Annotated in this window: 19 protein-coding genes and 1 pseudogene; 16 read left to right on the plus strand and 4 right to left on the minus strand. The window is 32.1% G+C overall.

What is annotated here, in order from left to right; translation table 11 throughout:
- Together ACIQXQ_RS20025 and ACIQXQ_RS20030 are read right to left on the minus strand one after the other, a co-directional pair.
- Positions 1-97, minus strand: a pseudogene (locus tag ACIQXQ_RS20025) (DUF3900 domain-containing protein); the annotation flags it as partial.
- Between the two features lie 57 nt (positions 98-154).
- A complete protein-coding gene (locus ACIQXQ_RS20030) occupies positions 155-1285 on the minus strand; it encodes a site-specific integrase (protein ID WP_402959690.1) in 1131 nt (376 codons plus the stop codon).
- A gap of 592 nt (positions 1286-1877) precedes the next feature.
- On the opposite strand from ACIQXQ_RS20030, the gene ACIQXQ_RS20035 reads away from it, so the two are divergent.
- The 11 genes from ACIQXQ_RS20035 (at position 1878) to ACIQXQ_RS20085 (ending at position 8059) form a co-directional block, all read left to right on the plus strand.
- On the plus strand, positions 1878-2051 hold the full coding sequence (locus ACIQXQ_RS20035; protein ID WP_402959692.1) for a helix-turn-helix domain-containing protein: 174 nt from the start codon (positions 1878-1880) through the stop codon (positions 2049-2051).
- Positions 2052-2090: 39 nt separating this feature from the next.
- A complete protein-coding gene (locus ACIQXQ_RS20040; RefSeq protein WP_402959694.1) occupies positions 2091-2264 on the plus strand; it encodes a hypothetical protein in 174 nt (57 codons plus the stop codon).
- 45 nt (positions 2265-2309) lie between these two features.
- Positions 2310-3362 (plus strand): hypothetical protein, encoded by a 1053-nt coding sequence (locus ACIQXQ_RS20045; RefSeq protein WP_402959696.1) that lies wholly within the window; start codon positions 2310-2312, stop codon positions 3360-3362.
- 416 nt (positions 3363-3778) lie between these two features.
- Complete coding sequence (locus ACIQXQ_RS20050) at positions 3779-5263, plus strand: hypothetical protein (RefSeq protein ID WP_402959698.1); 1485 nt, start codon at positions 3779-3781, stop codon at positions 5261-5263.
- A gap of 233 nt (positions 5264-5496) precedes the next feature.
- On the plus strand, positions 5497-5718 hold the full coding sequence (locus tag ACIQXQ_RS20055; protein WP_402959700.1) for a hypothetical protein: 222 nt from the start codon (positions 5497-5499) through the stop codon (positions 5716-5718).
- A gap of 203 nt (positions 5719-5921) precedes the next feature.
- Complete coding sequence (locus tag ACIQXQ_RS20060) at positions 5922-6434, plus strand: hypothetical protein (protein ID WP_402959702.1); 513 nt, start codon at positions 5922-5924, stop codon at positions 6432-6434.
- 101 nt (positions 6435-6535) lie between these two features.
- The gene (locus tag ACIQXQ_RS20065; RefSeq protein ID WP_402959704.1) at positions 6536-6769 is read left to right on the plus strand and encodes a hypothetical protein; all 234 of its coding nucleotides are present in this window, start codon (positions 6536-6538) and stop codon (positions 6767-6769) included.
- Position 6770: 1 nt separating this feature from the next.
- Positions 6771-6962 carry a hypothetical protein gene (locus ACIQXQ_RS20070; RefSeq protein WP_402959706.1) on the plus strand — a complete coding sequence of 64 codons (192 nt, stop codon included), beginning with the start codon at positions 6771-6773 and terminating at the stop codon, positions 6960-6962.
- A 97-nt stretch (positions 6963-7059) separates the two neighbouring features.
- The gene (locus ACIQXQ_RS20075; protein WP_402959708.1) at positions 7060-7185 is read left to right on the plus strand and encodes a hypothetical protein; all 126 of its coding nucleotides are present in this window, start codon (positions 7060-7062) and stop codon (positions 7183-7185) included.
- A gap of 184 nt (positions 7186-7369) precedes the next feature.
- The gene (locus tag ACIQXQ_RS20080; RefSeq protein ID WP_402959710.1) at positions 7370-7894 is read left to right on the plus strand and encodes an HNH endonuclease; all 525 of its coding nucleotides are present in this window, start codon (positions 7370-7372) and stop codon (positions 7892-7894) included.
- A gap of 15 nt (positions 7895-7909) precedes the next feature.
- Positions 7910-8059 (plus strand): hypothetical protein, encoded by a 150-nt coding sequence (locus tag ACIQXQ_RS20085; RefSeq protein WP_402959712.1) that lies wholly within the window; start codon positions 7910-7912, stop codon positions 8057-8059.
- Positions 8060-8328: 269 nt separating this feature from the next.
- Here the strand turns inward: ACIQXQ_RS20085 and ACIQXQ_RS20090 are convergent, their stop codons facing one another.
- A complete protein-coding gene (locus ACIQXQ_RS20090; RefSeq protein WP_402959714.1) occupies positions 8329-9189 on the minus strand; it encodes an SH3 domain-containing protein in 861 nt (286 codons plus the stop codon).
- A gap of 196 nt (positions 9190-9385) precedes the next feature.
- Here ACIQXQ_RS20090 and ACIQXQ_RS20095 point away from each other — a divergent pair, with 196 nt between their 5' ends.
- The 5 genes from ACIQXQ_RS20095 to ACIQXQ_RS20115 all read left to right on the plus strand — a co-directional run bounded on the left by ACIQXQ_RS20095 (position 9386) and on the right by ACIQXQ_RS20115 (position 12134).
- Positions 9386-9886, plus strand: coding sequence for a hypothetical protein (locus tag ACIQXQ_RS20095; RefSeq protein ID WP_402959716.1), 501 nt, complete (start codon positions 9386-9388; stop codon positions 9884-9886).
- Complete coding sequence (locus ACIQXQ_RS20100) at positions 9880-10938, plus strand: serine/threonine-protein kinase (protein WP_402959718.1); 1059 nt, start codon at positions 9880-9882, stop codon at positions 10936-10938. The genes ACIQXQ_RS20095 and ACIQXQ_RS20100 overlap by 7 nt, the downstream gene beginning before the upstream one ends.
- 26 nt (positions 10939-10964) lie before the next feature.
- On the plus strand, positions 10965-11147 hold the full coding sequence (locus ACIQXQ_RS20105) for a hypothetical protein (RefSeq protein WP_402959720.1): 183 nt from the start codon (positions 10965-10967) through the stop codon (positions 11145-11147).
- 118 nt (positions 11148-11265) lie between these two features.
- Positions 11266-11505, plus strand: a complete 240-nt coding sequence (locus ACIQXQ_RS20110; RefSeq protein WP_402959722.1) for a hypothetical protein — start codon at positions 11266-11268, stop codon at positions 11503-11505.
- 170 nt (positions 11506-11675) lie between these two features.
- Positions 11676-12134: a phBC6A51 family helix-turn-helix protein gene (locus ACIQXQ_RS20115; RefSeq protein WP_402959724.1), complete on the plus strand. Its 459-nt coding sequence runs from the start codon at positions 11676-11678 to the stop codon at positions 12132-12134.
- A 23-nt stretch (positions 12135-12157) separates the two neighbouring features.
- Here ACIQXQ_RS20115 and ACIQXQ_RS20120 read toward each other — a convergent pair whose 3' ends face one another.
- Positions 12158-12793, minus strand: coding sequence for a recombinase family protein (locus ACIQXQ_RS20120; protein ID WP_402959726.1), 636 nt, complete (start codon positions 12791-12793; stop codon positions 12158-12160).
- Positions 12794-13159 lie beyond the last annotated feature (366 nt).

Consider the following 13159-nt stretch of genomic DNA (forward strand, 5'->3'; position numbering starts at 1 on the left):
CGAACTTAAGGAAATCCTCGAAGTAGCGGGCATGTGAAGCCTGATGGATTTTCAGTTCACCTTCTTCGACAATTCCTTCTTCGGGCATGAAGGGGAAAAGAGTAGCTGAGCCTATGATACAACTAGTATTAGGTTACGCTGGTCACGAAATTGGTCACAATTGCAGTATTTTATCTAGTTCAATTGCTACGCTTTGTTGCATGTTTTTCGAAACGTGGCTGTAAATATCAAGGGTTGTAGAAATATCGGAATGACCAAGACGTTCAGATATTAATTTAACATTCACATTTTGTTGTATGAGAAGGGTGGCGTGTGAATGTCTAGAGGAATGAAATTTTATTCGAGGTAAGCCAACTTTATCCGTTAAATTATAAAACTCTTTCCTGAAATTTCGTGGAATCATGGGCTTTCCGTATCTTGTACAAATTATTAAATCATTATCTTCATACTTCTCACCTAACAATGCTTTTTCTTCATTGATCATTTGTTGGTGACGTAAAAGTTCAGGTATTAGTTTTTCAGGAATACTAACTGATCTCACACTGGAATTATTTTTAGCTCCTGCCTTAATAACAGCCTTTTGAGTCAAAGTTTGACGTATATATAGGGTGTTACTGGAAAAGTCTAAATCTTTCCACCTAAGTGCCATTATTTCCCCTTCGCGGCATCCACAAAGGAAACCGATCAGGAAACCTACAAAACAACGTGTCAATCGTTTAGTCTGTTTAGATGCTGCAATAAAATAATTGATCTGTTCAAGAGACCATATTGCGAGTTCTTTCTTTCTGATTTTAGGTAATGTAATGCCTATGGTAGGATTGGACTTAATCAGTCTAATAATAGTTGCTTTTTTTAATGCTGCACTTAAGACACGAAATATTAGATGGATTGTGTTCTCAGAGTAGTTACCTTCTTGAACGAGATTATTTATAAAATTTTGCACTATTATAGGGCTTAGTTTCTGTAGTTTAAAATGCCCTAGACGAGGCTTTATTACCGTTCTAAAGTAAATATAATGTGTCTCGTAAGTGCTTGATTGTAATTGTATTTTACGTTCAATAAACCACTCATCCATAAACTTTGCTAAACTTAAGGATGATAAGTCAGTAAACTCATCTTGTAAGACCTCTGATTTTAATAACGTCATTGCGTCTAGCGCTTCTTGTTTAGTAAGAAAACCTCTACGTTTAATTTGCCTACGTTTTCCGGTTAAAGGGTCATTTCCTGCATCAAATACCAAATCCCACTTCTTTGTATTTTGATTCTTTTTAATACTTCCTGTCATCTTTAAGAGCCTCCTGAGACTCCCAAACCTTTATACACTCTTATTTTTATTTTAGCATGGAACAAGTTTAAGGTCATTATTCAATAAATATTTTGATAAAGCGCAAAGAAAAAAGACTGATTAAAACCAGTCCTATTTTATAATTTATTGAATAATGCCCTTTGTCTAGGTTTTCCAAATGCTGTGTTTTTTCGATCCACCCTGTTCAACTTTTCGAAAAGGGTATTTATGACCTTCGCTAAGGATGAGCTATATGAGTATAATTACTTTTAACCAAAAGGATGGCATTGATAAATATAGCCTGGAGGAATAGTGTAGGTTCGAGCCTACATTTAGATACCGTCATGAATAAATTCACAAAATAATTTCTCTACTTTGTTTGCCAAATGGAAAAATACGGCTACAATATAAAAAAAGAAAGCTAAACACGACAAAATGACAAGTCTGATTAATATTTCCAGATTTGTCTACTTTTCCTATATTTAATTGATATAGATTAGTTTGGTGTGCTTTGACTTTCTATAAATCATAGTTTATCAGTTTGATAGAAGATAGTCAATTATTTTTTTGAAAGGAGGGACGAGGTAATTTTATGACCGGTGCACAATGTAAAAAGATTATTAAATCAATGGGGTTTACCCAGTCTTATGTCGCAAGAAGCATAGGGTTAGATCCTAATTCATTAGGACGCTATTTAAATGGGAAGGCAGAGCTTAATCGAAGTAAATACTATCGACTGTTAATGTTGCTTGAAATCGATTGGTAAGAAGAATACATATTTTTTAGAATAACGGAGGAATGAATTGTGGTTACTAAGAATGATCTGATTTTTATATATGATGCAGTATTAAGCAAAAAGATTAAGAAGGATGGTTATACATTTCTGCTGTCGGCATACAGCCTATCAGATAGAAGGTTTTGGGTTTATCCAAGGATACCTGAGATTGAAGAAATTATGAAAGAACATGCCCAGTTATAAGATAAGCAATTACCCATTTAACCAATTATACAAAGGAGATATTAAATGAGCACTAGACAAAAAAGAACTATATTGAAAGGTAAAGATGCAATTAAGAAAATTATAGAGGATAACGGTATGCGATACACATTTATACATAATGGTTTGTTTGATGAATTGTTCACAAAGGAGTCTATAAAAGGTTTAGTCCCAGTAAGGATAAATGATCCTGATAATCCAGGGAAAACAATTACAACATGGGAGATGGGAGAAACTAAAATCACTGAGCTTGAAGTAGTGGTCTATATTTTTCTTCAATTCATGATGATAAATAAATTTACACTAAATTATAAAGAGTTTGCCGATTACATAGGTTGTAGCTCAAAACAAATAAAGGTAGCGCTCAATCGTTTAGAAAGCTTTGAAGGAACGACTAATGGAAAATATAGTTCTGCTGAAGACCGAATTACTATTGTAGATGAGAGATCCGTAAATTTAATTACCCCTAAGATGCATTCAGCATACTTACCTACCATAAAAGGTTCAATTCACAGTCGCCACTGGTACACAAATTATATCCCTAATTACAAGAAATCTAAAGATGACAAACTCTTACCTGTTCAATTTTTCATGGTATCTATAGATGACTTTGAATTATTAACTGAGGGAGTGTTAAGTAGAACTGAATTCTTAACTTACCTGTTTCTCCTTAAATCCTATAAATATGGAACAAAAGATGAAGGCCAAATGTGGTGGCGTTTAAGTACTATCGCAGAGACATTAAATTATAAGTTAGTTAAAACTGTACATACCCACATAGAAAAACTGCTTAATACAAAAAAAGATGGTGTCCCACTGCTTGAAGAAATACGTCCCAATAATTATGAATTGCAGATTTTAAAGGGAGAGGAACCAGCTTCAAGATATTTACCTAGATATAACACTGCAAAAATGAAGGAAATGAATTTCGGTAAACAGGAAATGAGTTTTGAAAAAGAGGAAATGAGTTTAGATAAACAGGAAATGGATTATGCAGAAACGGAAGTTGATTTACCTAAACAGGAAATGAAGTACCCTAAACAGGAAATGGATGATGAAGAATGGGAAATGCCTTTCTAAATATGGAACTGAGTTTTTTATCAAGCTTCCAAACCTGTTGGTACCATTGGGTTTAAAGGGTATCGGCCCTCGACTATAAGAGTTACTATAATAGTATTAATAATAGTTAATAGAAGAGTATACATAATAGTTAGTAGAAAAGTTAAAAGAATAATATTCAGAAGATTCGTTAGAATCTTCTACCTCTCACATATGAGTAATTCGATAGTTTATCGTGGTTTTCTATTATTCAAAGGGTGCTTTAAGTAGGTTAGTTATTAATGATTAAAGCCACCTTTTATCAGAATGGGGAGTGGTGATTTACATTGTTATAATTTCACCATTTCCTGCAGAGGTTAGAAAATACCTAGTTCTTAAGCAAGTATATATTATCACCATATATAAATAATACATATCGATAAAATGGAGGAAATAAAATGACAGATGAAAAAGTAAAATTAAAGTTAAATATACAGGAAATGAAGAATAAGCATAATAGGTTTGTAGATTATTTAGAATCAAAAGGGACTCTTACATCTTCCGAAAGGAAGGTATTGCAAAATTTAAAGTCTGCCAAAATGAACGATTATTACAAAATGGCATTTTCAATTTTAAAAGGAGAGCTAAATAAAGAGTTTGATAATGCTCAAAGGGTTAATATTCTGACAGAAATGATCAATCATCCTTTATTTAGTTACATTCAAGACTACATTGATCATTGGAAATTTGGATTGTATAACGGTGCGCTTCGAAGTCAATCACCATTATATAGTGATAGTTATTTTGCTTTAACTATATCCGATATCGCCTGGTACCTTATACAGGAACATGCTAAAGACTATGGCTTACTATCCGATGAGGCCATTAAAAGGCAAGCGTTTAGTAATAGAATAGTAGGAATTGATGAATCTTTCGATGAAGAGTCAATGGAAGCTGTGAGAGGGTTAGAAATTAACATAGATTTACTGGAAAAGTATGTTGATGGATCAAACGTAATTAACGGATTGAGTAAAGATAAGTATAGAGAGTTGAGGGATAAAAATGTACTAGAAAATCTAGATAAATTTGATGAATTGAAAGAGCAATATAATTACCATTTAAATTTTGGTTTATTGTATGGGTTTAGTAATCAGTTAGATAAAGATGAAAAGAAAATTTTGAAAAGCAATTGGATTAAACATTTTAGCAAGGATGAGTCAATTTATAGCCCGCAGCAACGTTATTTATTGCTAAATAAAATGTACAACCAGTTAGGAACAGATATTGTGAGGATTAATGATATCTTAAGGAAACCTGTAATGAGTAAAAAATCAAAGCAAGTTATTGTAGCACAATATGACTCAAACGCAGCTGAAAGCTTTGTATTAGGCTTAATAAATCTCTCCGACCCTAATCATATTAATAGCCTTTTAACAGTCCAATACGATGATAGCATACGTAAATATTTTCCTTTGTACAAATTGATCAAAGAGAAATATAGTAATAAACCCGAATCGACATTTCAAATTGTTAAAGATGAACTAAAAGATGCAATCCAACATGCTGATTTATCCAATGAAGATGAAGACATTATTAAGTTGATTATCGGGGAACATGAAGATATTGATGTTTATGGCGCTGTAGGAGAGGAAGGTAATCCATACCCGAAGATTATCGAATTTATAAATCACAAATATAATGAAAATTATACGGTAGGAAAATTAAAAAATGTAATAAAAAATAGGATTGCGAAAAATATTGGTGATACATACGCAGACATGGAAAGTGGTTTAGGAATGAAAAAATGTACACGGTGTAGAGAAGAAAAGTTTGTAAGTAAAAATAACTTTGGAAAGGATCAGAGGAACGTATCGGATGGATTCAAGTCCGTATGTCGGAAATGTGAAGCAAAATATATTAAGAAAAAAAGAAAAATAAGTTGATATAATACATAGAATATTGTTATAATAATAAGTTAACCATTTTACACTACATTTGGATATATTAGGTAATTATCCTTCTATACTATATAAGGGAATATAAAAACTCCCTTCACTTCTTATCAAACATCCAAAATCTGATAGACAGTCATTGGGCTGTCTATTTTTATTGTTCATAAGGCAATTTATTTAGTATATAATTTCACGAATTTTATTGACAAAGGGGGGGAGGAACATTGGAAAGAAAAGAAATCTTCCTACTACGCGAAGAAAAAAACAGAAAAGAAATAACGAATAAAGCTATTGCCGAACACCTTTTAATTAGCGAATCGCACATTAGTAAATGGTTTAGGTTAAAAGGTAACATGAGTCGTGAAAAAGAAATCGCAGCAGCTGAGTTCATTCGATCACACGATGAATTTGAATACAAAGTAGTTAAAGTGAAAGTTAAAGATTAGATTTGTAGTGGTTATCGCCTACCATGAGATAGGTGCCAATGTTAGTCATGCCACTTTAAAAAAAATGATTGATGGATAGGCAATACGATACTTTATTCATTTCGTGCCAATCCTCCTGAATTTTAGTTGTAATTTTATACAAATGGTTGAGGTCTGGAAAGCCTCAACCTAATTTGTATGGATCAAAAAAGGAGATAGATAAAATGACCAGTTTGAAAATTTCGGATATTAAAAAAGAAAATGATATATATAAAGTTAAAGTTGATGTAAATGTTTATGTAAATGGAGTTAAGCATGTAGTCAAGGTAGTTCCCTTTTTTAAACCTTCAAAAGTAGTGATGTTGGTGGATGATTTAATTGGATTTTATAAAAAAGCAGCAACCGAAAAAATAACAATCGAAGAAAAGTATGAGCATGATGTTATTGGATATTTTATGTTAAAACATTTTACTAATATAAAATTTACTACAAGTAAGACTGCTTATCGTATTTACGATGAATTTCAATCAATTATTGAATCACCTATTTATAAATCGCTACTGCTAGCATTTCCTGAAGAGTCCATTAAGGCTGTCTATGAACGTATTTTAGATGTCCAAGAAGCTAGCGAGAGGATAAAGCAAGATACTGTGAAGCTAGAGTTAGGTCTAAATAAATTGGTTTATAAAGATATCCTTTTATCAGGAGTAAATAATAATGATACATCAGTACTGTAACTATTGTTTCTATGTATCAAAAGCTGAGATTGAAAAATGTAAATTATGTGAGTCACGAGATATTAAGCTAATAGATATCTTTAATCAAAAAGGAGCGCAAAATGGGGAGAAATCTAGGACACCAGCTATTAAACCAAAGATTACATAGACTCATTAATTATTCTGACGATTTGGAAATTAAATCTAAGGAAGATTACTTTTTTAAACGAGGCTTGGAGTATGCAATTGCCAAGCTAGAGGATAGACCGGTTACATACCCAACATATTATGAAAAGTCTAAATTAAAGGATTTAATTGCAGTTTTTAAAAAGAGAAATAATAAAGAGGAGCTATAAGATGCATTTATCGATTGGTAAAAGAGAGTTAACTAGGGTTTTAAGGGCATACGTAGCAGACAAATATGGATTGAATGCTGCTGCATTTCAATTTGTGAATGAGAATAAATTTATTACAGCTCAATATGTGAAAGTGTTGTTGAAAAAAGATGCGAAACAGGAAGTAGAAAACATTCCAGAAAAGGAAGACTAAATTACTTCGTAATAAGATCCCCGGATTATCCCCTCGCTACAGTCTAAAAAGAGTAATGCAAATAAAATAAAATTAAAATGGAAAAGAGGAAATATAAATGAAAGCTAATAACGAGTTAACACTTAAATATTTAAATACTTTAGTTGAAATTAAACGTCAAGGAATCGACGTAGAAAAAGATATTTTAAAGGTAGTTAAAACTTTACAAAAAGATATTAAGTAATTTAACAATACTTTCATCCGATAGTGATATCGGTTATTTTCTTAATGTTGCTCACCGGTTGAGTGTAATATTCATTATGCATTATATGATAAAGAATATTAGTGCAGGTTCGATGCCTGTCATTAAGATCAAAAAATTAATAGTAAGTAAGAAATGCTTTTCTTGGAAATATAGGAGTGTAAAAATGAAGAACAATAAATGGGAATTTAATGGATACATAGCAATATATAAACCAGATCATAAGAGAGCAATAAAAAGTGGTGGAAGTGTGGGGTATGTGTATGAGCACCATATAATTGCAGAATTAATGTTAGGAAGAGAACTAAGAGAGGATGAAATTGTTCATCATTTTAACTTTAACCCTCTTGATAATAGGATTCAAAATCTTATGGTAATGCCGCAGAGTCAACATATGAAGTTACACAGGTTATTGGATTACTTCAAAATGGAAGATCTAATTAAAGAACATGCAACTGAAGGTCATCATGTTTATCAATGCAATAATTGCTTTAAATACTTATTAAAAGATAAAGATTTTTGTGGCCGTGATTGTAAAGCGGATTACAAAATAAATAATAAAAAAGATAAACCGAGTAAAGCTGAATTAAAAAATATGGTTGAGAATATGCAACTTGTGGAGATTGCTAATCAATACAACGTCCAACGAAAAAATGTGAAGCAATGGATGGACGAATACAGGATTTCATAATGAGGGGGAAGAAAAGTGGATTTTAAAGAATTGAATAAAATTGTTGGTAAGATTATGGAGCTAACCGGCTACGATTATGAATTTGTAATGAATAAAATGTGTCTCACGGAAATTAAGGATTTATATATTCAATATAAGGCGAATGAAATTCTAAAAGGTGAGTAATGAATATATTCTTTGATACTGAATTTACAGGATTACATAAGGATACAACATTAATTAGTATCGAAATTTATAGCACACCGCAATGACATCTCTACAACTTCCCATTTATAATCTAAGGGATTTTGAAGACGAAAAGAATGGAATCTTTGGTTAATCAATAGAATCTCTTCTGCGTCATACATAAACTTATCCCCTTCATCTAAATTACTCAATCTCCATCCGGTGAATTAGATGAATAAAAAAGAAGGCTTCTCAGCCCTCTCAAATTACTATTTCCAATCTTTTCTCCAGCTGTTTATAGTATTAACTTTATTAGTTTTAATGTATTTAAATTTACTTTTGCCTGTATCAAGTTTTAAAGAGTCTATATACCATTGGCCAACGGAATTATCATAAGAAGCTATTTGATAAGTATTTTTGCCAGTAATTTTTAGTCTCTGAGTGTATTCAATTGTACTAACCTTTTTCAACTTGCCATCCTTAACTATATATAACTGTGCTTCTTCGAAATTAGAAGACATAACTTCGGCTATAGCATATATATCAGGCTGTCCTTTATACTTAGAAGGGACTGAATAGATCATATGTCTAGTTTTATTGTATATAAAGTCTTTCTTTTGATTTCCAGTATAAGTGATTTTATTAGATCCATTTTTACGTAGATACAACTTGTAGTCACCTTTATAAAGAGTGTCTCCTTCAGCAGCTCCTGCCCAAGTAATATTCCATCCATCGCTATAAAATACAGCTTTAGCTTTTTGTTCATTTTTAGCGATCATATAAACTTTGTATTTACTACCCTTAGAGTCTTTGATTGTATAAGTTCCTCGACTATTTTTAAGATATACATTTACAAGATACTTGCTTGAAACATATGCTTTCTTCTTATTGTATTTTATCTCTGACCAGCCACTTTTAGTATTATAAACAGTTACCTTTTTATACTTCTTCAACGCCCCAACCTTTTTAAAGTTTGTTCCAGGGCCACTTCTTACGGTCAATGTGCCAGAAGTAATATCCACATACTTTGTTTCATTTGATGCTGCTTGTGTAGATGATGTGCTGAATGAAAATATCGAAAAAATAAGCGCGATTACAATTAGGTATTTAGATGTGTATTTGATATTCATAAAATTCCCCTTTTATTATTGATAGGTAAATTATACTATATATAACAACTATACGCAAAAACGCTTGCGTTAAATATACTTTCAGAGTGATTAAAACTAATTACCTATAAATTATACATAATATAATAACAACAGTTAATACCTCCTATTAATCTTTAAATATGGTAAAATATCGAGAGATTGGGAGGTTGTTATTATGTATTCTCTTGGAATTAGAGTATCTGTACCTGAAAAATTAAAAAAAGGTAAAATTTTTTATGCTGTTGTAAAGTTAGATGACAATTCTGAACTTGAAATTATTAAAAGTCACTACTTGGTTATACCTTCTGCGTTAGAAGTACCTGAGCAACTTGCATTTATAAGAACAAACTTTTTAGCGATTGTTATGCAATATAATATAAAATTAGCAGGGTTAAGGGTGACGGAAACAGTCGCAAAGAATCAAATAGTTTTCCGTATGCATATAGAGGGTGTATTTCAAGAACTATTTGCAAATAGTTCAATTGAGAAATATGACCTTTTAAATATTGTAAAAATGGCAGGGTTGTTAGAGATGAAAAGAGAAGATATAAAAAGTTGCATTCAAGAAAAAGATATTTTTTTAGAAATTGAAAATTGGTTATCGTACAAAAAAGAAGAACGTGAATGCATCATAGCAGCTACTTCAATGCTTCAAATGGAGGTAGCTTCATGTTAGTTATAGATTCTGTAGTTCAACTTAAATTACTTAAAGAAATTGGTGGAGAAGGCAGGAATTCTAAAGTATATATAGCTTCTGATCCTCAATTAAATGCTGAAGTTGTAGTAAAAAAAATAAACAAGTCTAAAGAATTTACTAATACTAAAGAATATTTTAATGAAGCCCAAATGTTGTATGCTTCCAGTCATCCCAATATTATGGGTGTGCGATATGCTTCTCAGGACCCTGAAAATGTTTATATTGTTATGGATTTTTATAAAAATGGGTCTTTGAATTCTTTATTAGCAAAAAGGTGCCTAACGATCCGAGAAATAATTAAATATTCTTTAGAATTCCTGTCAGGTTTAAATTATATGCATTCAAAATTTTTAGTGCATTTTGATATTAAGCCAACGAATATTTTAATAAATGATGCCGGTAAAGCAGTACTTACTGATTTCGGTCTTTCGAAATACCTTAATGAGAACGGTTTTGCCAACCCTAAAAAGTCTTATCCTTTACATGTTCCACCTGAAACATATATACATGGTAGGAATTCTATTTTTTCGGATATTTACCAATCTGGCTTAACAATTTACCGTATGTGTAATGGTAACGATTACTTTACAAAACAGCTACAGGAATTAAATATTACAAATTCCATGGAACTAGCAAGTGCAATTGCAAATAACGCATTCCCTAAGAAGGAATCTTTTTTACCTCACATTCCTATTAAGTTAAGGGCGGTTATACAGAAGGCTTTATCATTAGAAGAAACATCAAGGTATGAATCTGTTATTGAAATGATGAATGATATCGCATTACTTGAGGATAATCTTGATTGGGTATATAATAGGGTTACGAACGAACATTCGGAGTGGGTCAGAGATGAAGTCACCCATAAATCAAAAATTGTCCTTTTAAGTGAAGGTCGGTCTAATTGGAAAACAGAAGGATATAGAATTAGAACTTTAGATGGTAAAAAAAATAAAGTCACTAAATGGAATACAAACGGATATCCTACTAAGGAAAAAGCTTTAAAATCCTTAGAAAAATTGCTCAATTTATAAATCTAATTGGAAAGGAGGACTTGGTTATGGCTATTAAAATTAAATTCAAGAAGTCGAAGAATGATCATAATCCCTTCCCCTTAGAAACTTTACATGAAAGATTAATAAAAGATAAAGCAATAGATATGCGGGATAACTTTGCTATTGAAAATTTAGATGATGGTTATATAGTTGTTAGACCAATTGATTTTAATAAGTTATATAAGTAAATAAAGACCCACACTTTAATCAGTGGGGTCTTTTTCTTTTAAATAAAATAATTCTTTCTAAATCCACTCAACTAGTTATAGACTATTAGTAGGTATTTTAAACTAGGAGGTTTGGATTATGGAAAACGAAAAGCAAGCAAGTGTACCTTGGAGCGAAGCAGAAAATCTACACTTACTCTCTTATATGGCCTATTACGGATGCAATACTCTTTGTGTTGAAAAACTTCTTAACTGTGGTTGGCTAAATAATAGAAGCTATGATGGAATACAAACGAGGATGAGATTAATGGAGAAGGTTAAACACAAATTAGAATTACCTAATCCTAATAATGCAAGATTATTTGAGAGTAAACATTAAGTTTATAAATATAAAAAGCACTAAACCTGATTGGGTTGAGTGCTTTTTGTGTTAGCTAAAATAAATTAGAAATGGAAGGTTTTTATTATGACAATGACAACATGAAAAAGGCGGTTAGAATTGTTGATTGTGAAGAGTATCCATGTCAAATTGTAAAGGGGGCATAATAGTTGAATAATGAGTTAAGTGAGTTTGGACTTAATGCTAAGCAAGAAGAAGCTGCTATCTTAGAAGCCTATGGTGGCATGGATGTAACTACAATTGCAAAAAGGATTGGGGTAAGTCGACAAACAATTTATACGTACAGAAAGAAGAAAGAATATATAGAGGCCGTTGACAGATTTAAGCAGGAGAAAAAAAATATGGCACGCTCATACTTTCTTAATAATCTAGAGGAGGCAGTCACTACACTAAGCAAGCTAATGAGATCCAATGACGAGGGTATAGCTCTTAAAGCAAGCCGTGAGTTTATACATAACGCACTAGGTAAGCCTACAAGCAATGTCCAATTAAATACATCTATAACAGACAACAGCAGCAATGCACCTAAAGATATACTTGAGATGGAAGATGAAGAGTTTGAACAGCGTATGTTGGCAGGGGATAACGAAGAGAATAAAGACGAATAAAAAGCCTCGCTACATTTAAGTAGTTAGGCTTCAATTAACGTTGCTTCATATTCTTTTATAACCTTATAAAATGTATTCTTCTTTAGCTTTAACTCACCCATGAACTGAACCGCTGTCATTGCCCCTTGTTTCCATTGTGGATAGTAAGTATGGATGTCTTCTAACTGTTTCTTATCCATTGTATTGTATCCAATAACAGGCCTTCCTAAGTGCTTTCCTTGTGCTTTAGCAGCAGCAATTCCTTCTTTCTGCCTCTTATTTATATCTTCACGTTCCCTTTGAGCTACAAAGGCTAGAACCTGTAGTACTAGGTCGCTTACGAATGTTCCCAGTGTATCTTTATACTGCGTTGTATCAAGTAATGGCATATCAAGAACCTTAATATCTGCCTTAATATCCTGTGTAATGGCTTCCCATTCACGCTTAATGTCCTTCGAGTCACGCCCAAAGCGATCAATAGACTTAATGTACAACATATCTCCTTCTCTTAACCTTCCTTTTAATGCTTGATACTCACTTCTATTGAAGTCCTTACCTGATTCTTTATCGATAAATATATCTCTTTCATCAATGTCTAAAGCAAGCATTTCAGTAAGTTGGCGGTCGATGTTTTGATCTTTGGAACTTACTCGAATGTAACCGAATCGTTTAGTTGTCATGGTAATGATCTCCCCCTTTGGTATATATTTATTATAACATGAGTGTTTGTAAAGGTAAAGGTAAATATATAAACGCTTATAAATGGAATTTAGGTGTTTACAAACGTAACAAATAGGCTCTTTTAAGCTTAAATTCATTACCTTAAAGGTATACCTTTACAAACACAGTCTATATAAACAGCAAAAGTATAAAGAAGTTAACTAATATCAATAATTTGAGATGAACTTTTAAATATTCACACTCTATTAGAGCGTCATATAGTACGATACAGGTGCGTTAGTGCTTAGCATACTTACAGCCCTCGACTCTGCTACCCCCCCATTCTCTTTGTATATGGGAGAATTTTGGGGAAACAAGGTTCACAT

It is taken from the genome of Peribacillus sp. NPDC097198, from assembly GCF_044762055.1.
Taxonomy (GTDB): Bacteria; Bacillota; Bacilli; order Bacillales; family DSM-1321; genus Peribacillus.

What these genes read in the sequence shown, in the direction of transcription:
- ACIQXQ_RS20045 (WP_402959696.1), top strand. Translation starts at nt 2,310, where the DNA reads ATGAGCACTAGACAAAAAAGAACTATATTGAAAGGTAAAGATGCAATT.
- ACIQXQ_RS20035 (WP_402959692.1), top strand. Translation starts at nt 1,878, where the DNA reads ATGACCGGTGCACAATGTAAAAAGATTATTAAATCAATGGGGTTTACC.
- ACIQXQ_RS20030 (WP_402959690.1), bottom strand. Translation starts at nt 1,285, where the DNA reads ATGACAGGAAGTATTAAAAAGAATCAAAATACAAAGAAGTGGGATTTG.
- ACIQXQ_RS20080 (WP_402959710.1), top strand. Translation starts at nt 7,370, where the DNA reads ATGAAGAACAATAAATGGGAATTTAATGGATACATAGCAATATATAAA.
- ACIQXQ_RS20090 (WP_402959714.1), bottom strand. Translation starts at nt 9,189, where the DNA reads ATGAATATCAAATACACATCTAAATACCTAATTGTAATCGCGCTTATT.
- ACIQXQ_RS20050 (WP_402959698.1), top strand. Translation starts at nt 3,779, where the DNA reads ATGACAGATGAAAAAGTAAAATTAAAGTTAAATATACAGGAAATGAAG.
- ACIQXQ_RS20110 (WP_402959722.1), top strand. Translation starts at nt 11,266, where the DNA reads ATGGAAAACGAAAAGCAAGCAAGTGTACCTTGGAGCGAAGCAGAAAAT.
- ACIQXQ_RS20070 (WP_402959706.1), top strand. Translation starts at nt 6,771, where the DNA reads ATGCATTTATCGATTGGTAAAAGAGAGTTAACTAGGGTTTTAAGGGCA.
- ACIQXQ_RS20105 (WP_402959720.1), top strand. Translation starts at nt 10,965, where the DNA reads ATGGCTATTAAAATTAAATTCAAGAAGTCGAAGAATGATCATAATCCC.
- ACIQXQ_RS20075 (WP_402959708.1), top strand. Translation starts at nt 7,060, where the DNA reads ATGAAAGCTAATAACGAGTTAACACTTAAATATTTAAATACTTTAGTT.
- ACIQXQ_RS20100 (WP_402959718.1), top strand. Translation starts at nt 9,880, where the DNA reads ATGTTAGTTATAGATTCTGTAGTTCAACTTAAATTACTTAAAGAAATT.
- ACIQXQ_RS20095 (WP_402959716.1), top strand. Translation starts at nt 9,386, where the DNA reads ATGTATTCTCTTGGAATTAGAGTATCTGTACCTGAAAAATTAAAAAAA.
- ACIQXQ_RS20060 (WP_402959702.1), top strand. Translation starts at nt 5,922, where the DNA reads ATGACCAGTTTGAAAATTTCGGATATTAAAAAAGAAAATGATATATAT.
- ACIQXQ_RS20065 (WP_402959704.1), top strand. Translation starts at nt 6,536, where the DNA reads ATGGGGAGAAATCTAGGACACCAGCTATTAAACCAAAGATTACATAGA.
- ACIQXQ_RS20120 (WP_402959726.1), bottom strand. Translation starts at nt 12,793, where the DNA reads ATGACAACTAAACGATTCGGTTACATTCGAGTAAGTTCCAAAGATCAA.